This window comes from Paenibacillus sp. J31R30, from assembly GCF_059692115.1.
Genome location: NZ_JCAUAV010000007.1, coordinates 197400 through 219651, shown reverse-complemented (window position 1 = coordinate 219651; position 22252 = coordinate 197400). Strand labels below are relative to the sequence as shown.

Here is a 22252-nt window from a genome sequence, read left to right as displayed (position 1 = left end):
GATCTGCCTGAGCTGTCTGATCTGTCTGCCTGCCCTTCTAATCGCTGACAACTTAGTACTCCACATAGCTCGTCACGGACTTGCCGGGCAGCGTTACGGTAATGGCCCCGCCAGTCACCGCGATGTCCGTTAATTTAGCCAGATCCTCGGTGGCGCTGGTACGTCTTCCTGAAACGTTAGCCATCGTCAGACCGCTAATCGTCGTCGTAATCGCCGATGTACTATTATTAATCAGCACAACGGCGGCGCGCCCCGTCCCATTCTTGCCCCCGATCGCAACGAGGTTGCTGTCGCTCGAAGATGCCAGGATACGGGTATCATCCGGCCGCAGGTAGCGGCTGAATTGGCCCATCACATACAGCCTTTTATTCACGGTGAACGCATTATTCGCGCCTAAATTGATGAGCCCTTCACCTGATGTGCTGGCAGCAGGATTCACCGCCCACCAGTACAGCCAGCCCCGCTCGCCTCGCTTCAAATCGGCCGCAATCATATTCGCCCACTTCAAGCCATCTGTGATGCTCGGATCGTTGGCGGTTTGGAAATTGCTAACCTCGGTCGCGATCAACGGCTTTCCGAAATGATTCACATCGACATAGGTGCTGTAATCATGCACCGAGACAAAATCCAGTTTATCCCGCGTGGCTGTACTGAAATTGGTCATATAGTTGTTCGAAGCGGTTCGATTAGAACCCTCTGGCGCGCCAACCAATACGCCTTGATTCAAGCTGTGAACCGCATCGGCCACCTTCGCAGATACTTGATCTAACTCACTCGTCGTATATTGCGCCGAAGCATAAGGCGTAGCTAGATCCGGTTCATTTTGCACACTGACCCATTTAATATTAAATCCAAACACATTCCGATATTGATTCACATAGGTCTTCATATAGTTGGCGAAATTATCATACTGCGAGGTACTCAGATGCCCGCCATTGTTAGGCGAGCCGTTCGTTTTCATCCAGCCTGGAGGACTCCAAGGCACCGCATAGAACTGATTCATCCCGCGATTCTCAGCCTCTTGCGCAAACCATCGTTGATGCAGATCCGTGTTCCAATCCACGACACCAGAGGAAGGCATGAACGTCGTTTGCACAGCATCCTGCGCAGCCGTATACGGGTTAATCTCCATCCTGACGATCGATAATCCGGCATTCGAGGCATCCGTACGGAACAGTTTATCCAGAATTTGTCCTTGTGTGGCTGCGTTGTAATTCGTCTTCAACTCATTAACAGGATGATTGGCTGCGGCGCCAAATCCCCAAATGGTCTGGTACGTAGTGTCCTTATACAGAGTCACCGTACTTGCTGCCAAAGCAGGGGGAGCTACGCTCACCAACATGGAAATGGCCAATCCAATTACACCATAAACCTTCTTTCTACCTGAAATCATTCTGCATGCACCTCATTTTCTCAAATTGGCCAGTTCTGACCTCCCTCTAAGATAATCTGAAACCGCTTCCAAAACACTGAGGTAAAAAGGTTATTTACTGCACGAATGCGACGAAAATGCCTGCACTGTGCCCTAATTACCTCCAAACCGATCCTTATATTCCATGGGGTTCAAGCCGTGGTACTGTTTGAAAATACGCGAGAAGTGAATGCTGTTCTCATACCCCACCTGCAGGGCAATTTCGTAGCTTTTCAAAGAGGAAGTGAGCAGTAAATCTCTTGCTTTACGCATTCTAACGTTGACGCAATAGGTCCAGATCGTCATCCCTGCCTGCTCTTTAAAAAGCTTCGCTAAATACGAACGGCTCATCGCTACGTGGTCCGCTAACTCCTGCAGGCCCCAGCTTTCGGCGTAATGCACCTCGATATACCGTTTGACTTGATCGACAACGCTTTCCTTCTGCAGGTTCTTCGCCTTTCGCGCGCGGTCCATTAGGATATTCGCTGCTTGCTCCAGCCGTCTTACCGCACATAAACGAAAATATTGCCGTACGTCCGAGTGCCTCAAGCACTGTTCCCCAAGCTCGAAGTCCTCCCCTTCCTCGTAGTTCACGTGGATGTCCTGTTTCTTTAGTTCTTCAATAACTAACGAAGTCCATGCCATAGACAGCTCGTTTAGAATTTCATAACGGCCCTCGACCCACACTTCCAACATCGCTAATGTATCTACGATGAGCAGCGGCTGACCGTGCAAATAAACAGACAATACCATCTCCAACCAGCGGTCCATCATAGGTTTATACACAGGCAGCTTATGCAGCAGAAGTTGATTCGCTTCATTGCGGCGAGAGCTGCGAACTCTGTTGCAGGCCTTTTGCACGGCCTCTTGCAAGAGGACGCTATCCATCGGCTTCAGCACATAATCAACTGCGCCTAGTTCTATACTCTTTTTGGCATACTGGAAATCATCATAGCTTGAAATCACAATACAGATCATCCACGGATAGAGCTCGTTGATCTCTTTCATTAATTGCAAGCCGTCAACCAGGGGCATCCGAACATCTGTCATGCAAATATCCGCATAATGATCCTTAAGCCAATCTAGTGCCTTTCTGCCATTGGGAAGCGTCGCCGATACCGTGAGCCCTTCCATGTCAGACACTTGGATAGCCAAGCTCTCACGAATCAAATCCTCATCATCTACGATCATTAGTCGATTCATCAGTTTGCGGTCCCCTTTCTATTTATCCAGCTGATCTTGTAATGGCAATAAGACTTCAACAACCGCCCCGCCAGAAACGGGATCATTCAAGAAGGTAATCTTAGCTTCCCCCGCATAAAACATATGCAAACGGTAGATCAGATTCGATAGACCGACTTGATTGTGCCGATACTGATGGGCGTGTGAATCCGCTTGTTCCTGCTTCAATCTGACTAATGTCTCCGCCGAGAAGCCAGGACCATTATCAGCAACCGTCAGAAGCAGCTTCTCTCCCTCCACCACTTCCCCGCTGACACGAATATGTACGGATTCTCCGGTCGTTTCCCTGCCGTGTTTGATACTGTTTTCCACTAAGGGCTGCAGGAGTGCTTTCGTGCAAACCGCTTGTAAAAGCTCCTCAGGTACCTCGATGCTATACGTCACTTCATCTTTAAATCTGACCTTCATAATGGTCAAATAATTTTCCAAGTGCTTGATCTCCTCTTTGAGGAGGACCTGCATATTTTTGAAATCCGACGTGTATCGCAGCATATTGGAGAGGTTCACAGCAACATGACCAATGTGCGATTGCTTGGAAATGACAGCCATGGAATTAATCGTTTCGAGCGTGTTATATAAAAAATGCGAATTAATTTGCGATTGAAGCGCCGAAATCACAGCCCGATGCTGCAAAACGCGCGTCTCCGCGTGATCATGAATGGATTGCTCCAAGTGACCGAGCAGATTATTAAAAGAGATACTTAAATCAGCGACCTCATCAACCCCCTCCACCTCAGCCCGCAAATGGAAGGAGCTCGTCAACTGCATCGCTTTCATCATTTTACGCAGGCCTAGAATCCGTCTCGTGATGGAAGAGGCTGCAAAATAAGTGAGCAATACCGAGATAATAAGGGCAGAAATAGCAATTATTATTGTGACGTTGCGCGTGTAATTAATACTTTGGGCTATTTCTTGATAAGGGAGAATGGAAATAATCTTCCAGCCGGTCATCTGAATGGTTTGGAAAATAATGAGTTCTTTCCCCGTCTTGTCGAAAACAGATCCCTCTTGTTGCTCCTTCACCGCTTGCACAATATGGTCATCCATATGCCCCATGACCTCTTGGGAATGGGAATGATGAATAATCGTTCCCGTCTGATCCATAACGACAGCAACGCCTGAGTTCGCAATATTGATTTGAGACATCACACTCTGCGACGGTTTCAGTGAGATATCGATTTTGAGATAACCGTTGCTCAGCTGCTTAAAAAGGGTCAAAACAGGGATCTTCATTTTCTGATTGGTCGCATCGATATAATTCTCGGAAATGCCCGTAATAAATTTGACCTTCTCATAATTGCCGCTTTGGGCGAAATAGGGTTCATTTTTGATCGTATATTTTAAAGGTAGGGCGAATGTATTAACGAAGTGCTGCTCATACCCGCTCGGATTATATAAGGTGACCGATAAGACCTCCGGATATTGCAAAAATAAACGATTCAAGTAATTATCCTTGATTCTTTCGTACGTTCGAATGAGCTCAGATGAAACGGTAGGTGATGAAACACGCATCCAATCCCGTACTTCTAGGCTGTTACTTAACATGAGGAAGGCCAACTCGTATTCCGAGTAATACCGGTTTAAGTTCATGTTCGCCTGCTTCAGTACCTGCATACTGAGATGATCGATATCTTTTCGAACCGAGCTTGTCGTCTGGATATAGCTGGAGATACCAATTGTAGACACGGTAAAAATTAAAATCGTCACAATGATGGAGATCAACCTCCATTTCAGTGATCGCTTCAAGCTTTTGACCATATAGGTGTACAAATTGATCTTCCTCCTATGAACAGCGATGATGTGTTTAAAGTGTGGTATATAAATAATATGCCCATTTTCGGCTTAGAGCAATGAGGTAAGCGTTTTATTTACTGCAGGGATCGTACTTTTTTATTTAAAATACGACAAAAACCGCGCCCTGTTCAGGCACGGTTGGAGTATTGCATATTATTGGTAGATAAATTGGAATAATCTGTCCAACATAACGGCAGTTTCAGCTCTGGTCGTATTGCCCAGCGGATTCACTTTGCCGGCATTGCCTTCAACGAAGCCCTGCTGGGCAAGAGCATGAATCGCCTCGACTGCATAAGAAGCGATGTCGGCTCCGTCCGTGAATTGCTTTGAATTATTCGCTTTAGGTAATGATTTGTTGACTTGCGCCAAAGCTCTCGTAATCATGACGAACATATCTTGGCGCTTGATGGAGGCAAGTGGATCGAAGTGATGATCGTCTATGCCATTGACGATACCCAGCTTATTCGCGATGCCAACGGCTCGCTCATAATAGGCACCCTTCTGTACGTCCTCGAAATGCGTCTCGGCCGTCGCTTGTAGACCAAAGGTTTCGACCAGCAACTTCGTGAAGTCTGCTCGTGTGATGGACGCCGTCGGATTGAACACTTGAGCACTAACCCCTTGAATAATACCTTTAGCAGCAAGCGTTTCAATAGATTTCTGTGCCCACGTTGTGGAAGCGAGATCCTGGAACGCTGGCTTGTTGTAGGAAACAGCGTACATACTGAAATGATTCGTGCTGAACTGAATGCTGCCAGTTAAAGCATCGTAGCTGCCTGTTGGTACTAATTGAGCTTCGCCCTTGGCGTTCACGTACCAGACATTCAGCAGCTCGGGATGAGCTTTCTCTTCGGCTGATAGCACATACGGAATGCTGACTGAAACAGAAGCATCCTTATTCTCGAATTTCAATGGCTGTCCAGATGCTGTGAATTGCAGATCAACGACGACGCCTGTTTTGCCTTTCAGATCGGTTTGCGTTGGCAGCTTGTCGATCGAAATATTGATCGTAAGAGTAGGCTGTCCGGCTGCTGCTGAGTTATTAGCAAACATGTTGCTAGGTAAAACAATCGTGCCAAGTTGTGTGGAAATGATCAGCCCCTGTGTGGATGCATGCTGGATCAGGTACTCCGTTGGCAATTCAATTGCATAGCCATTTGCGCCTGCGACTACCGGTAATTGCAAGGTGACAGGTTGATTTGCTCCACCGCCTGCTTGCGCATCCGTCTTTTTGAACGCTTCTTCCAATGTTGCCTTATCAACCGTTGCGGTTACTTTCCCCGCTTGAGTCGTTACGCTTGCTGATGGGAAGGTAATCTGTGCTTCCCCGTTGCTAACAGTAATCGTTGGCTTAGCAGGCGCTGGTTGCGTCCCTGTAGATGGCACAGTTGGAGCAGGAACAGCTTGCGTTCTGACCTGTAAGCTTGGACCATCGCTTGACCAGTTGTTCGCTTCATCTGCCGCTTCAACCTTAAAGCCATAAGCGGTATCAGCGGTCAATCCTGTCACCTGCCAAGTGGTGCTTGGCGTTGTTGCAATGACGTTTCCATTCATCAGCAGCTTATATTGAGTTACACCCACGCGGTCAATCGCTTGGCTCCATGAGAGTTGAACGGAATTCATTGTCACTGTTCCTTGTGTCAATGCGCTTCCAGCTGGCCATCCAGGCGCTGTTATATCACTTGGAACCGGGATTTCTGGATCATCCGTGCTCGGTCCGAACACTGTCGCGTTACCTAGGAAGTCCTGCGCTTCAACTTTGTAGACGGCTGCCTCGGTTTCATGCAGCACAATACTCGTTGCTCCGGCAATGGATGCCGCAAACCCGCCGTTGCGATAAATGTTATACTGCATAATCCCCACATTGTCCACGGCTGCATCCCATTCTAGCGTGATTTGATCGCCGTCTCTTGTGGAAGTTATGCGCGAGCCGGTTGGCCACTGCGGGGTAATGGTATCAGCCATCAACGTGCCATCGTACCCTTGTAGTGGCTCGGAGACATTCCCAGCTTCATCCACCGCTCGAACTTTAAATAAATAAAAGGTTGCTGCCTGTAAACCATTGATCCAATAGCTGTTAATATCACTCGTTACTTCAATGACTGCCGAATCGTTCTGCTCAATACGGTAGCTGACCACACCTGAATCATCTACCGCATCAGGCCAATTCAACATGAGACCTGATGCGCTTACACTCACATGGTACAGGTGGCTGTCTGGATTCCATGTAGGTGGAATCCTATCAGGCTCATGTGTCTTTACATGAACCGCAGGCCCTGTAGCTCTATTTCCTGATGCATCTCGCGCACTCACATGGAAGTCGTAATCCATTCCTGCTGTAAGACCTGTTACACGATAGGTATGCACATCGCCATAGACAGAGCCTACAACCAAATTCCCGTTATAAATGTCATAAGCTGCTATACCATACTGGTCAGTAGCTGCTGGCCACTGCAAGGTTACGCCAAAGCGAGCTAAATCCTGCGCTGTTAACGCTGCAGTCGGCGACCATACAGGTGCAAGGATATCCGCAGCAGGCGTTGTAACACTAACTGTTGGTCCATTCGCTGATACTAAACCAGCATCTCGAGCTTCCACCTTGAACGTATACGCTGTCGATGGGGTCAGACCCGTTACGTTATAACTGTAGACATCGGAAGCAACCGTAGCTATAGCAGAACCATTTTGATAAACGGTATAGCCATTAATTCCCCTGTCATCCTGTGCACTCGACCAACTTAGGGTTACTGTATTCGGTTGAATATCAGACTTAGTTAGCGTACCGTTGGTCCATGCAGGTGGAGTGACATCCACTGGCAATTGCTCAGTGCCGACAGATAAATAAGGCTTATAAATCGCTTTTGCGCCTGTTGCGTCCTTGGAGTACATATCAAGATTCTTATCTAACCACGTATCATCCGTAAGCTTGAATGAGATTACTTTATCACCATTAAGCTCCGTAGTAACCTGATTGGTGACCGTGAACTTATACCAGGAACCCGTGATAATATCAATCGTCTTACTGCCGATCTTTGCTATCTCAGCAGGTTTGTTCTGCCAGTTAATGCCGGTTTCATTCCAAGGACTGCTGCTGTTCACATACAAATCACCGGTTTGATATAAAGACATATCAATCCCCTTGGAATCTGCATAGTACACATAGAGACTCACCGTGGCCTCATAGACATTACCCGTAATTGTATTTAGCGGGAATTTCAGATAGGCTCTCCGATTATTACCTGTATTTTTATTTAAATCACTTGGCGTCACACCAGCCGCATTCTTGTATCTAAGAGAGTCGCCATTCATTGTTGTACCCGGCCCACTCGGGGTTCCTACTGGCGGTGCTTGGATGAAAGCATCGTCGCTCGGATACAGCAATTGTTGTGATCTAACAACTCCCGAAAAAGTGATTATGTTAACGACTGGTCCATTTGTTGTCCAATTCCCTGTGGCATCACGGGCCTCGACACGGAACGTGTAGGGCTGTCCTGCAGCTAGATCCGTTGCCACATAGTTCTGCACATTCCCATATACATTGGCAATAACCGTGTTGTTGCGATACACACGATAATCGGATACACCGATGTTATCTTGGGCTGGCGTCCAGTTTAAGGTGACCGATCGATCAGTTAATTCGCTATAGGTCAGCATTCTTGCAGATGGCCATTGCGGTGCAGAAGCATCCACGCCTATGCTGGTTTTTATCGTGCCTATAGGACCTGTCTGTGACCAATTATTGCTGCCATCTCCCGCCTCAACCTTAAAGGTGTACGTTGTATTAGGAGACAGACCTTCGACTCTGAACTCTTTCGTGGAAGCAGGCAAAGTCACCAGCTCCTGATTGCCTTGAAACACACGATAAGCCGTCACACCGCGCGCATCCTGCGCAGTGCCCCAGTTTACCTTCACGCTCGTTGCAGTTATTTCTGTTGTGTTGAGAAGAGCTGGAGAAGCCCAAGCTGGAGGCGTTGTGTCTTCCACTCCAAGTGTTCTGAAAGTAACAATAGGCCCTCCTGCGGACAGATTCCCCTCAGCATCTTTCGCCTCAACGCGAACGGTATATTGACTGTTCTCAGTCAAACCAGTTAACGAGTAACTTGGGTTAACGGTATCACCTGCGATTTGCCCGTTCACATAAATCCGATAGCCAGCGGCTCCATCATTATCCACACCTATAGGCCAAGAAAGCGCAGCTCCTGTTTGGTTTAAATCCGACACCGTAAGGACCGAGCCTTTCGTCCAGCCTGGCCGTGTCTGATCCGAACCCGAGGCTGCAATCGCCTGAATATCCGGACTTGGAAGCGAGCGATTACCTGCTTGGTCCACAGCTACAACATGAAGCGCATAGGACTGACCTGGCGTTAATCCCGTAACATCATAGCTCGATACATTTGCTGTTGTTTGTGTTAGCAGGCTGCCATCCTTATAAATCAAATAACTTTCCACCTGTTGATTATCATGTGCCGCTGGCCAGTTGAACGTCACCGAAGTCGGTGATGCCTCTGCGACACCGAATGTACTACCGTAAGGCCATACCGGCGCCGTGATTTCGGCTGTTTGCGTTGGAAGCGGCAGCGGTACGAAGCTAGGTGTTGCCGCCCCCTGCGACGGTGCCCCCCAAACAACTGACACTTTGTTCTCTTCACCTTTCAGCAAAGATGCCTTAACTGTTTGGCTTGTACCGTTCCGTGTTACCGTGATGTCGTAATCCCCATAAAATCCGCGTGTTTCGAATTGACCAGCTTCATCTGTTTTCCCAGGAACATCTGTCCACCAGGTTTCGTAGATTAGCTTACGCCATTGCTCGCCTGAAGGCTTTAATGTCCAGTCTGATCGGAAAAGCGGTGCATTATTCTGCCAATGTGCACCATCCCAGAAGCCCCACATGGTGAATGATTCCACATTCGGATGGCTAAAAGAAGCCAATAGGATATCCCTTGTAAACACCCCTTGAATATCTGCCCTTGGTGAATTCATATCAAATTCGGTAATAGCGATTTCAGGTGCATATTGCGTGAAATGTGTGAGCTGATTATAAAAAGCCATTGGACTAACCGGCGTACTACCAAAGTGGGCTTGTATTCCGATCCCATCAATCGGTGCTCCATGATCCTTCATGGATTGTAAAATAGTCGAAAAATTCTGGATGACAGGTGCATCCATACCTAGAATCTGCGTTTCGTTTACATATAATTTGGCTGTGGAATCCGCCTCTTTGGCTAATTTGAACCAATTCGCCATAACAGCACCTGGGTCATCATACGTGCTGCGAATCATGGTGTTCAGAACAGGCTCATTCAACACATCCCAATCATACAATCTTCCCCGGAAGAAGCCGGCAAGCTCGTGAAAGTGATCTTGAATCCTTTTTTCCAATGTAGTCTTACTGCTCAGGAGACCAGGAATATCAGCTGGCAATCGAGGGGAACCCTCCCACAGCAACGCATGTCCCCGAATGTCGAAGTTATTTTCGCCTAACCAGTTATACAGCTTAACTGTTTTACTTTTATCCGCTTCCCAGAAAGGCCATTTCATATCATTTTCCATGACGACAGAATTAAAATTTTCCTTCAGCTTCGTGCGGTACGTTTCTGAATTCTGATCGGTTCCAAAAATGAAGTTGCTATTAACGGCCGTACCAAACTTGAAGTCATGATTCGTCATCTTAACATGCACATCTGCATCTTGGATCGGATGGCCATCTGCATCTTTGACTTCAACAGTTAAATCGCCTTTACGAATTTGCTCAATGCGATTATTCGCAGCTGCACGCCAAGCTGCATCATCTTCCATGCCTTCATAAGTAACTGGTGTGCTTGGCAGATTCTCAAATGTAACCGCTTTCTTGTAATTTACGACTTTAAGATCGGCAATTTCAATTACCTGTGGCTTGTAGCCAAGACGAAAAGCTATTTGTGGTGTATCCGCCTCCATCAATAGTGCAGCTTTAATTGGCACCAGGAATTTCTTCCACTGTGTCGGCACTGTCAATGTCTCCGTAATCGACTTCTCAAATGTGCCTCTTTTTTCCATAACTAAAGCTACTGTACCTTCAGCTGTTTCCACAGTCGAGCTCAACGTTCTCGCAAAGAATGTAGCTAAAATAACATCATCTTTTTCTATACGCGCTTCAATCGGCAGCACATATTGTAACAGATAGGTACTTGCCGGCTGTACATTCGTCGTAAAACGCAAAGCTTCTGTAAAAGCTTGCCCCGCAACGGTCGCCGATTGAAATGAACCATACGCCGGAGCCTCTGGATTGAGCGCAGCTCCCTGCTTTTTAATATCAGAAATCAGAACTTCACTTCCAGACAATGCCCCCAGTTCCTCTTCCGTCAGTGCCTGCGCCAGGGAAATCTTTGGTTGGAACGGTACAACCAGCATCGCGCCGATTAACAGGAGAGAGAGTATTCTTCCCATTTTCCCCATTCTCATCATCACCTATCTCATCCTTCCTTCTTTCAAATACTACATCATTAAAAGAGGACCCACCTGAGCGAGTGTCATACTGGCTTCAGATGGGCATGTGTCATTGTCATGCGACTACTTACTTCTTACGATTTGCGTTATACCAGTCCGTCAATTCCTTAATCGCTTTGTCTCCACCTTGTTTCTTCCAGTTCGCTACATACTCATCAAAGTAGTCCAGTGGCTTCTCGCCGAGAATGATTTTGGCAGCTGCCTCTTGGAAGGAACCTTTATAACCAAGATCTGCGTTCTTCGTCAACGTTTCGGAAGGCGGCATACCTGCAGTTGGATTCGGAATACCTTCTTTGCGGGACGTTTCAATCGTTTGAATCAGCTTGTTGTAAGCTTCATCGTTATTGATCAATACCTTCTGAGCTTGCTCATGGAAGCCATGCATTTGGAACACAGCGGAACGCCATTTCAAATCAGGATCTTTGTCCGCATTGTACTTAAGTGTAGTGCCTTCTTTGGTGAAAGATTGCCCTTCAATGCCAAGCTCCGTGAATAATTGCCCTTCTTCCGAAACGAGCCAATCGAACATTTTCACAACCGCTTCTGGGTTTTTCGTATCTTTGTGAACGACAAACGTTTTCAATACTGGTTTCTCAACGCGCCCCAATTTCCCATCGTAACCCTCACCTCTTGGTGTCGGAATACCGAGTACGTTAGGCTTTTTATCAGGAAGCAATTTGCTAAGTTCCTTTTGCCAAGGATCCCAAGCACCGAATACAACGTGGTTCCAAGAACCAACGAGGTCGGACTTGATTTTTTGATCCCAAATCGCCCGAGTGTTTGTCAGGAATTCCGTATCAATTAACTTCTCTTTATACATCGTGTTGAGCATACCCAACGCTTTTTTCATATTCGGATTCACATAGCCAGGCATAACTTCATTATTGTAGAGACTGTTGGAGTCCAAATTCACCCCATACATCCCGAAAATGTTATCCGCCCATTCAAATTTCTCACGGGAAGCAAATGGAATTTCATCCTTCTTGCCGTTTCCGTTCGGATCTTTATCGCGGAAAGCGCGCAGCATATCTAGGAACTCTGTAGATGTTTTTGGCTCCTTAATTCCTAGCTTATCCATCCAATCCTTACGAACATAAATAACTCGCTCAGCCGGTGCATTTCCTTGCGCCAATTGCGGAATGGCGAGGATCTTGCCATTCAGTGTAACAGCGTCCCAAGCGGATTGCGGGATGTTTTTCTTCAAATTCGGACCGTATTTATCGATTAATGGCTTCAAATCCATGGCCAAACCGTTGATAACCAGATCAGAGGTCTCAATACCCCACACCATGTGAACGTTAGGAATATCGCCGGAAGCGAACTTCAATTTCAGCTGATCCATGTAGTTTTCATGCGGTAGGAAGGTGATGTTAAGATCTGTATTTGTTTTTTGTGCCAAATATTTAACAGTCGCCAGATCCATGGACTTACCTGCTGGAATCTGTTGTGCGTTATTGGAGACGAATAAGCTAATTTTCTCTGGTGCAGCCGGCGTTGTGCTCTGACTTGCAGCAGGTGTTACGGAAGGTTGTGTCGTTGTTGATGTAGAGCTCTTATCTGAGGAGCAGGCAACTGTTGCACCCGCAAGACATACCATACATACAAGCGTAACCATTTGTTTCATATTCACTTTCATCGATTAGACCCTCCCTAGTTTCTTAATTATAGTTTAGTTCGTTTCTCATATTCATCTGGACATTTCTGGAATGCGTTGAATGCGTCGCACCACCTCCTTCATCGAGTCAAGTCCCGGCTAATTCTCGCCTAACCTTATTCCTTAACCGAACCCAATAGCGCACCTTTGATGAAATGCTTTTGCAAAAACGGATACACGATAATAATTGGAAGCGTGGCAATGACAATCGTCGCCATCTGCAACCCTTGTGGGGTTACTGCCGTGGAAAGCTCCAAGATCGATTGACCTCCGGCAGAATCCATATCGAATTGTGAAATAAGCTTATACAGATACAATTGCAAAGGCTGCAGTTCGCGATCGGTGATGTACAAGAGAGGTCCCAAATAGTTGTTCCAATGCCCCACAGCGTAGAATAATATCAGCGTTACATTAATCGGCATGGATAATGGAGCCACAATGCGCCATACGATGCTGTATTCGGACATGCCATCCACCCGAGCTGCTTCAAAAAGCTCCTCCGGAATCGACCTCATGAAGGTGATGCAAAGCATCATATTGAACGCGCTGAGTGCACCTGGAATAATGAGTGACCAGATACTATTTAACAAGCCTAGGCTTTTGACAAGGATGTACATCGGTACCATCGGAGCCTGAAAAATCATCGTGAAAATGATGAAAAGTAGAATCGCCTTGCGGCCGCCTAGCCACCCTTTGGATAGCGGATAGGAGGTAAGAATCGTAAGAACCATGTTGATCGCGGTTCCTATCAAAACGATCTGAATCGTGACCCCAAACGACCTCCAAAACACCGCATTTCGGATGACAAAATCATAATTGTGCAGATTAAAGCCTACAGGCCAAAGCGATACCTCGGAATGGATAATGGCTTCATTGGAGCTGAGTGAGCCGGCAATGACATTCATCAATGGGATGGCAACTGCAGCGCAAAATATCAGTAAGAGAAGTGCATTCGCTGTATCAAAAGCGATTTCACCTGGTGTTCGTCTAATTTTCATCGTCGTATCGCCCCTTTAATATAGCCCTTCACCGGTTGTCCATTTACTCACACGGTTCGCAATGACGAGTAAAATAAAACCAATAACCGATTTGAACAATCCGATGGCTGTCGTTATGCTGTACTGACCTTGCAGAATGCCCGCTCGATAGGTGTAAGTATCCAATACATCCCCCGTCTCAAACGTGGCCGGATTTAGAAACTGATAGATTTGCTCGAAGCCCGAGTCCATGATGTGTCCCATTTTTAGCATCAAAAGGATCATAATGGCCGGCAGCAAGCCTGGTATCGAGATATGTAAAAACTGCTTCCAACGGTTCGCTCCGTCCATCCTCGCTGCCTCATATAAGGAGGGACTAATGCCCGCAAGCGCAGCGATGAAAATGATGGCGTTCCAGCCCATTTCCTTCCAAATCCCCGAAAAAATAATGATGGAGCGGAAGTATTCCGGTTTCTGGAGATAGGCGACGGTTTCACCACCGAAGGAGGAAATGACGTGATTGACTAGTCCCTGTGTCGGCGACAGCAACATATACGTAAGCCCGAACACAATCGTCCATGATAAAAAGTGAGGTAAATACAGCACCGTTTGGGTGATTCGCTTGAAGGCCATCGTTCGCACTTCATTAAGCATGATCGCCAGTAAGATCGGCAGCGGGAACGCGAACACAATTTGATATAAGCTGATCAACAGCGTATTTCGGAGCAATCGTCCGAACTTGTCGTACGTGAACAGTTGATGGAACCATTTGAACCCGACCCATTCACTGCCTGTGAAGCCTTTGAAAATGTTGTAATCCTGAAAAGCGATGAAGCTCGCCATTAATGGCAAATACTTAAACACGAGGAAATAGAGCAGCCCGGGAATCAGCATGATATAAAACGCACGATGCTTGAGGACGTATTTCCACCAACCCTTTTTCTTTGTTGCGTCGGTTGACCGCTGGACAACCTGTTCATTCACAGTAGCGGATTTCATATGCTCTCACCTACACTATCTATTTGTCTTCTGTGTTAATTATAGGTTTCAGGACGTGTGACCAACAATGAGGGCGGATGTCGATTTACTGTAGTAAAAGTCTTTTTGTGGGGTGAGGGGGGGATGCAGAGGAGGACATAAAAACTTGCATTGATTTCTGTGGTATCTACAAGACCAAGCTTCATTTTCGCGAGAGGTGATTGACTTGAAGGTGTTTGCGAGAGGTGCTTGAACGAAAGGTGAACGCAAAAAAGAGCTGCCCTCAAGTAGCTCAAAGCTACTCCAGAACAACTCTTTTTAAATTTTACAATAACCTACCAGAACAACTCGCCATGTCCGAGCAACCTTGAAAGACCCTCTACAAAATAGTAGTCGCCGTAGATGAGCGGCACGTCGATATTTTTGCCCTCCGGATAGTGGCTTGTACCATGGGTAACTAACCCTTCTTCGGTTTCGGAATCCCATGCACCGTAGTTCGTGTACAGCGAGTGCAAGATGCGCTCTCCCGCTTCACGGTAAAGGGATGCCTCTTGGCTGCTCACTTGCTCCGCGATTAGGAGCAAGCCGCAAGCCGCACACGCGCCTGCCGAGGAATCGCGATATGCCGGGATGCCATCCGGCAAACGGAAATCCCAATGCGGCACATGATCTTCCGGCAGGTTCGCCAAGAAGAAATGCGCGGCACGTTTCGCTGCCTGTAGATATTTCTCATCGCCCGTGTACTTATAGCTCAGGCTCATGCCATAAATCGCCCAGGCGGTTCCACGCGACCAGGCCGATTCAGGCGCAAAGCCTTGCCCACCGTTCACGGAAAGCTTCTCGCCGGTGTGCGGGTCAAAAATCACGATATGATTCACCGATCCATCGGGACGGATGAAGTGATTAACCGCCATGTCGGCATGTCTTATGGCGATCTCTTTGAAGCGCGGATCGCCAGTGGTTAGCGTTGCCCAATGCAATATGGGCAGATTCATCATGCAGTCGATGATAGCCCAGCCCGCATTGTCATGGCCTTCGCGCCATGGGTTCCAAGCGCGTATGTAGCTTCCCTTCACATTGAAACGAGCGGCCAGCAGATTCGCTGCAAGCAAGGCCCGACGTTTGGAGTCATCTGCACCAGTCAGCTTATAACGCGCAACGCTTGTCAGTGTCCACATAAAGCCAATATCATGATCCAGACGGTAGTAGTCCGTTACAACTTTGTCGAGTTGCTGCTCGCATGACTCAGCCAACTGCTTCAGACCCTCATCCTTTGTATCTCGGTATAAAAGCCACAATAGTCCCGGCCAGAAACCGGCCGTCCACCAGTAAGCAGGCTCCAGCTTATATTCCCCTTCCACACTTGCGTGCGGGAAGCCGTCACCAATACGCTTACTTGTTTTACCTACTTTTGCTACTGTTTGAGCCCATGCTTCTTGTGCCCAATCTTTCTGAATGGTCATCTGAGACACTCCTCACCAAGGTTTTGTAAAACGTTTAACCTATTATACCACCTGGCTTTAGCAAATGCTCTACCAATTTTTTTTTGCTTATTTCCCCACCCATATTTACGTTAAATCCAACGTCTCTAAACTGTCCATAGCTCAGTTTACAACACAAAAACACAAAAAATACTCTCATCCGAAAGATGAGAATATCGTATTTAAGCTTATTTAAAAAATTTATTCGTCTAGTTAGTAACCCAAACGATTCAGCCCTTACCTTCATAAGATAAGTTGTGCGAATGCATAATTTGGCCTTTTCGATCGACCTTCCCCCCAGAAGGTCGCTTTTTTATTTTCGCAGTAAAACGCTACTTCAATCATGGTGTGTACACCGTTTTTAAATGCTGTAGATTCCAAATAACTTTATCTCCATTGGCAATAATCAACTCTATAGAACCATTATCCACTTTGTGAAGTAAGCCTATTTTTTTCGTGTTATCTCCAAGATCAAAAACAACTAGATTTCCTTTCAGTTTTTCACATTGCCCTTCAAAGGTCCGTGATAAAGGTACATTGATAGGATTCAAAGGTAGTGATTGGTTATTTAGCGAGTACGGTGTGAGGTGAGCATGATAAGGAATTAACCATTTCAAGTGGTTCATAGACACATACATGGCTTTATAGACAGGAGAGTAGAAGACGAAATAATCATTCATAATACTAGTTAAATAGCCATGTATCGTTTTATTGCCAGTAACATAAATCTCGACAAATCGGCCCTTTGCATTATTTAATATCTTTCGAAATGAGAGGCTATCCTCTTGATAATCGATTGGCATTTCATCAGATATAAGTTCTGTTTCCGTTCTGGATTCTGAATTCAATCTAACATTCTGCACGTTTACTAAGGGGATATAATAGTACTGTTGTTTATTGACCACAACCATAATATCTAGCCCTAAATCAATTATTTTACCCGTACAGATATTATTTCCAGAAATCTCCACAATTACTTGTTGACCAACAAATTGTTGAAGCACACGCATACGAATAACCTCCAGTTATCATCATATCTGCCGAATTAAAAAATCCAGGATACCCAGAATGCTAGAATGACTAGCGTGAAAATAAGCGTAATTGGAATGACTGTAATCGTCACCTTTAAGTACTCAGCCCAGCTCAACTTTACTTTCCCTTTCTTGATAATGTGCATCCACATGATCGTTGCAAGCGTCCCAATCGGTAAAATAAGGGAACCCATATCACTGCCGATTACACCAGCTAGATAAGAAATTTTTAAGGTAAGGGGGTCAAGACCCATGTTTGTCAAAGTTAACGTTCCTACCATTAATGCGGGATGATTGTTAAATAAATTCGATAAAATGGTAAGTAGAATTCCCATTATAAGACTTGCATGAAGTAAACTGCCCGAAACGAGTGGTTGCATCAGCTCGATGAGCATTTGGGTTAGTCCGATATTATGCAAACCATATATAATCACATACATACTGAAGGCAAAAACCAGTATATACCAAGGCATTTTTTTAATCATATCTGTAGGCGCAATTTTCAAATAATACCAACGCCAGCCCAGCAGGAATGTAGAACCGATAACAGCCATTAATGGAACTGGAAAATGAATGAAAGAGGCAACGAATAGGCTTATTCGAACGCTGAATACGAAAATTAAGATATTCCGCATGAATTTTGTTCGATTCTCTATCGGAATCGGTGACGAAATATCTTGCAGTGGATGTGTTTGGTGTAAAGCTCCTACTTTAATTGGTGGTAGTTTGCGAGGTAATACGCGATAAAAACTGAAAAATAGCAGGAGTGTAAGGAGTACAAGACCAAGTGAAGCAGGGACAAACATCATCGCTGTTTGCATATAGAGGTCCATATGAACAATTTTTAGCGCAATTAAATTGACAATATTACTTACGCCAATTGGTGCGCTAGAAGCTGTTGCAACTAAAGCGCCGGAGAGTAAATAAGGAATTTTTTGATGGTTTTTAAGGCCTAATTGATGTAGCAGCATAAGTAATATCGGTGTTGTAATCAATATACTACCGTCGTTGTTCACAAAAAGGGTCATCAGAAAACAAAATAAATTGGTGTACCAGAATAGACGTATTCCTGATCCTTTCGCTCGTTCTAGGAGCTTCTCTGCAGCCCAATTAAAAAATCCAAAGCTTTCCAAAACAATCGCCATAACAATCGTTGCCATAATGGTTACGGCTGCTCCACCTATGGTTTCAGTTATTTTACCCAAGTCATTTATAGTAACACTACCGCTTAGGAGGACAAAAATGGCGCCGACGGTTGCTGGAATAGATTCATTTACATTGGGACGAAAGATAATATAAGCAATGGTGCATATAAACGACAAAATGGTGATAGGAATCATGAAATCTTGCAGCATCATAATTCAACCTCTTTTCGATTAAGTAAAATAAGTTCTTATAGAAGATCTTATTTATCCACTTTTAACAATCTCTCTAGTGAACCAAAAACCGCTTGTAAGTTACAGTTTTCTAGTTATTCCTCCCTCCCTGATAGATGTCTTATAGCTTCATTAGCATAATATGTTTAATAAACATAGGGGGGACTAGTTGTTTATACTAGTTCTATAATAATTCCACTAATAGCACTGTATATTGACCTAGAAGTAGAAACTGGAGATAACTGCCTGTACAGCTATTTTCACGAATCTAGCACATCCTCGTCCCCATCCGAAGAATGCCTACCCAAACAACATGCTAATTCCGCCGTATCTACAATAGAAAACACCACTGAAATGCGAAAAGCCACTTGCTTCAGCAAGTGACCTCCTATATTTCACAATCATTCAATGACCCAGATGCTCCTCCCGCATCCCTATGATGGGGTTGCCAGTTAAGCACTGTTCGAACATGTCGATAATAGCTAGGAAACGTTCTGCTTCGCGGAACACGTGATCCGCCAGCAAAGGATGGATAATGCTTTTAATTTTACAAGCTTCAATTAAATCACGGGCTGTTTTTTTGAAATCACGGAGCGCAACAACAGAGACACGATTCTGGTCGAGGAACTGGTCCAAGAGCGGATCGGTTTGGGACTGTGGCCTCATTCCACTTAAATCGATAGCTTGGAAGAGAAGTTGGTCAAAATCATGACTAAAATTCCGCGCTTGCTCCACTAACTGGCGTTCGGAAGGGTCCAGCAGGTGACCGATAAACTTGGCGTGATCCGCCATGATGCGCAAGAAGAATATATTTTCATCAATAATGGCGTCGGGTAGTGGCTCTAATCGTCCTGCATTTAATTCGTGTAATCGGTTACGGAAATAATTAGCCTCTCGACTTGTATGGTCGACTAGTAACGGAAAATTGTTGGCGCCAGGGAGCTTGCATTGAATGATGAGTCCGAGAACTTTCCTTTTGAAAGCCCAAATATGTGCCACAGCCGCAGCCACTTCCGTATTGAATCGCCTAATTTGTTCAGGGTCAGTGAGCTCTGTATACGAGTGGGAACGTCCCTCAATATGCTCAAAAATATGATAATAATGATTCGCTTCTTGAATTAGCTGCGTGTCCTCACATCGAAAGCCTAATTTGAGAAATAAGGAATGTTCCTTCATAATACGTGACCAGAACCGGACCTCATCCAATGAACGCATCACGAACTCATTTGACAATGCAGGCACTCTCCTCACCTTGATGTTCTTCTAACCCATTTATAGTGAGGGAATGTCGTATATATGACACTTTCGTCACAATAGTAGATCCAGTGATGGGTCATCAAGCTTGCCATTGCAGCAACTCATTAATGATCTGATGTTGACCGCTGGGTGCCCAGCTCATGCTAATCCAATTCGATAGTGTTGGGCAAATTTGCCAAACCGTATTTTCTCATTTATACTTATACATAGATAACCGATGCATAGATACTCAATACATGTGATAAGGAGCTATCCATGAAAATCAATAAGGAATTAATGAAAGGAAGCACAGTTATCTTGATCCTTACCCTCTTGGATCGCAAAGACATGTATGGCTACGAGATGACCAAAGAAATGGAGAAGCATTCCGATGGCGTTTTCACCTTAAAGGAAGGTACGCTCTATCCCATTTTGCATACGCTTGAGTCTGAGGGCTTTGTTGAAGCTTATTGGGATGAAAAAGACGGACGGAAGCGTAAAAATTATCGTATAACTAAGGCAGGCAAGGGCGAACTCTTCGTGAAGAAACAAGAATGGTCACTTTTTCGCAATACGGTGGATCGTGTCCTTGGGGAGGGCGGCGTATGAATAACTTTCGTTACCATGAGGAAATCACTACGTTCCTAAAACGGGTTTGTCGCGAAATTAAAGCAAAAGAGGTCCATACCGAAGTTCGTCTGGAGCTTGAAAGTCATTTACAGGAGTTGATTGAGGAGAAGCTGCTCACTGGGATTGATTTAGATACTGCTGTTCAGAAATCCATTGCTCAGATGGGGACTCCTGATGTCATTGGGCGACAGTTTCATCTTGCCCATCGGCCTCGATTTAATTGGGGGCTGCTGGCAATTATCGTAGCATTTATGGTGATCGGGCTGGTTGCCATATTTTCTGCTCAAACCGCGCTATCCCATCGTCTAGGTCTCAGTTCCATTGGTTTAAAACAAATTGTTTACCTAGGGGCAGGCTCTTGCATGATGCTGATCATTGGCTTTAGTAATTATAGCAAGTTAGCTAAATACTCTTGGGTCCTCTATATGGCTGCAATAGCGTTACTTAGTTATGTCCTCCTATTTGGACTTGTGACGAATGGCGTTAGTAGCTATGTGAATTTAGGACCCGTCCAACTGAATATCCCTGCACTTTCCCCCTACTTGCTTCTCATTGCAATAGCTGGCATTTGGAGCACGCCTCATCGAATCGTTGCCAACGAATCTCACCTTCGTGCATTCTCTCGTAAAAGTTGGATCAACGTGGGAATCGTTTGGCTGCCAGGTTTGCTCATTGTATATACACATTCTATAGCGAATTTCGTTCTTTTCTTTATTGGCTGTTTGACCTTGGTACTGGTTTTGAGAAAAAAACGAATCATCCTCGTTGCTCATTGTAGTCTATTTGCAGCTGCCTTTAGTTGGTTCTTACTTAGTCAATCTTATAAAATTAACCGTCTTTTCGCTTTTACACATCCAAATGAAGATCAGCGAGGAATGAATTTCCAACTCACACAGTCCAAAATAGCGATGCATTCCGCTGGTTGGTGGGGTCATGGATTCGGTGCTCCTCTTAACACGTTGCCTGAGCTTCAAGCCGAAATGATGTTCCCTTTTCTCATCTATTGTTTTGGCTGGGCAGCTGGTATTGCTATGGTGATTATGGTAACGCTGTTCGTCCAGCAAACAGTTGGCGTCTCTCGGAAGGTGAGAGATCCCTACGGGAAAGCTTTAGTATCTGGGTTATTGACTCTGTTTCTAACACAGTACATTTGGAGCATGCTCATGTCGATGGGCCTAGCACCATTCAGTTCCTTTCAACTTCCTTTTATTAGCTATAGCGGCTCGCTCGTTATTTTCCAATTTGTCGGCATTGGGCTCATACTGAGTGCATATAGACGTAAAGACCTTGGTACATGGCGTTATACATAGGCAAAAACCTGACACAGATCATTTCACCCAATCAGCCAGTATCCCTTACCAATTTGTCCTACGGACATATACTTAAGAGAGAACCCAATAGGGAGGATCTGTGTGCTATGAAATCAGACCGCTTCACGATTATTATTGAAAAAGGGAAGAAACGTATTATCGCGCAATCGCCGATTCATGGCGTTAACAGGCTGGTTTTCGTCATCAACCATCAATTTACCAATGCTCCTAACACGACGCAACTCGCAAGTGGAGCAGGCCGAAGCAGTGCAGCTGGCAGTAACGCTGCTATTCGATCACCGCATAGTCAGCAACAGCAAAGCGTTGGTGCAGGAGGAACAGCGAAGAACAAATTAGTGAAGAGCGTCAAGGGTAGATTTGAGGATAGCAAAAACCTAACCGAAATTCGTCGTAAGGGCAAAGAAATCATCGTTGTCATTAATGATCAAATCGTTAAGCTCCCTAAGCGTGCAAAAAATGCTTCAGCTACCCAAGTCGCCAGCGGTGCTGGCAAGTACAGCACGAGTGGGACGAACTCTGCCATTGATAGCCCTGGAACGAAGCAGCAGGATGCGGTCGGTGGAAACGGGAAGGCTTCGAATAAGCTGATTAGCAAGCGTAGGAAGCAAAAGAAGTAGTATAATGA

14 protein-coding genes are annotated in these 22252 nt (G+C 45.6%); 3 read left to right on the top strand and 11 right to left on the bottom strand.

What is annotated here, in order from left to right; all coding sequences use genetic code 11:
• Nucleotides 1–52: 52 nt before the first annotated feature.
• From AC58QO_RS22755 to AC58QO_RS22705, 11 genes are all read right to left on the bottom strand, one after another.
• Nucleotides 53–1393: a glycoside hydrolase gene (locus tag AC58QO_RS22755; RefSeq protein WP_497269514.1), complete on the bottom strand. Its 1341-nt coding sequence runs from the start codon at nt 1391–1393 to the stop codon at nt 53–55.
• A 132-nt stretch (nt 1394–1525) separates the two neighbouring features.
• Nucleotides 1526–2614: a response regulator transcription factor gene (locus tag AC58QO_RS22750; RefSeq protein ID WP_497269512.1), complete on the bottom strand. Its 1089-nt coding sequence runs from the start codon at nt 2612–2614 to the stop codon at nt 1526–1528.
• Nucleotides 2615–2632: 18 nt separating this feature from the next.
• Entirely contained in the window at nt 2633–4423 is a 1791-nt protein-coding gene (locus AC58QO_RS22745; protein WP_497269510.1) for a cache domain-containing sensor histidine kinase, read from the bottom strand.
• A gap of 177 nt (nt 4424–4600) precedes the next feature.
• Complete coding sequence (locus AC58QO_RS22740; protein ID WP_497269623.1) at nt 4601–10891, bottom strand: fibronectin type III domain-containing protein; 6291 nt, start codon at nt 10889–10891, stop codon at nt 4601–4603.
• 109 nt (nt 10892–11000) lie between these two features.
• A complete protein-coding gene (locus AC58QO_RS22735) occupies nt 11001–12569 on the bottom strand; it encodes an extracellular solute-binding protein (protein WP_497269508.1) in 1569 nt (522 codons plus the stop codon).
• Nucleotides 12570–12703: 134 nt separating this feature from the next.
• The gene (locus tag AC58QO_RS22730; RefSeq protein WP_497269506.1) at nt 12704–13585 is read right to left on the bottom strand and encodes a carbohydrate ABC transporter permease; all 882 of its coding nucleotides are present in this window, start codon (nt 13583–13585) and stop codon (nt 12704–12706) included.
• Nucleotides 13586–13600: 15 nt separating this feature from the next.
• Nucleotides 13601–14563, bottom strand: coding sequence for an ABC transporter permease (locus AC58QO_RS22725; RefSeq protein ID WP_497269504.1), 963 nt, complete (start codon nt 14561–14563; stop codon nt 13601–13603).
• A gap of 314 nt (nt 14564–14877) precedes the next feature.
• On the bottom strand, nt 14878–16005 hold the full coding sequence (locus tag AC58QO_RS22720) for a glycoside hydrolase family 88 protein (RefSeq protein WP_497269502.1): 1128 nt from the start codon (nt 16003–16005) through the stop codon (nt 14878–14880).
• Between the two features lie 359 nt (nt 16006–16364).
• Entirely contained in the window at nt 16365–17033 is a 669-nt protein-coding gene (locus tag AC58QO_RS22715; protein WP_497269501.1) for a YwrJ family protein, read from the bottom strand.
• Nucleotides 17034–17068: 35 nt separating this feature from the next.
• Nucleotides 17069–18412: an ArsB/NhaD family transporter gene (locus AC58QO_RS22710; protein ID WP_497269499.1), complete on the bottom strand. Its 1344-nt coding sequence runs from the start codon at nt 18410–18412 to the stop codon at nt 17069–17071.
• 423 nt (nt 18413–18835) lie between these two features.
• Complete coding sequence (locus AC58QO_RS22705; RefSeq protein ID WP_497269497.1) at nt 18836–19663, bottom strand: DUF2935 domain-containing protein; 828 nt, start codon at nt 19661–19663, stop codon at nt 18836–18838.
• Between the two features lie 279 nt (nt 19664–19942).
• Here AC58QO_RS22705 and AC58QO_RS22700 point away from each other — a divergent pair, with 279 nt between their 5' ends.
• The 3 genes from AC58QO_RS22700 (at nt 19943) to AC58QO_RS22690 (ending at nt 22244) form a co-directional block, all read left to right on the top strand.
• Nucleotides 19943–20275: a PadR family transcriptional regulator gene (locus AC58QO_RS22700; RefSeq protein WP_497269495.1), complete on the top strand. Its 333-nt coding sequence runs from the start codon at nt 19943–19945 to the stop codon at nt 20273–20275.
• On the top strand, nt 20272–21606 hold the full coding sequence (locus AC58QO_RS22695) for an FtsW/RodA/SpoVE family cell cycle protein (protein ID WP_497269493.1): 1335 nt from the start codon (nt 20272–20274) through the stop codon (nt 21604–21606). The genes AC58QO_RS22700 and AC58QO_RS22695 overlap by 4 nt, the downstream gene beginning before the upstream one ends.
• 107 nt (nt 21607–21713) lie before the next feature.
• Complete coding sequence (locus AC58QO_RS22690) at nt 21714–22244, top strand: hypothetical protein (RefSeq protein ID WP_497269492.1); 531 nt, start codon at nt 21714–21716, stop codon at nt 22242–22244.
• Nucleotides 22245–22252: the final 8 nt, after the last annotated feature.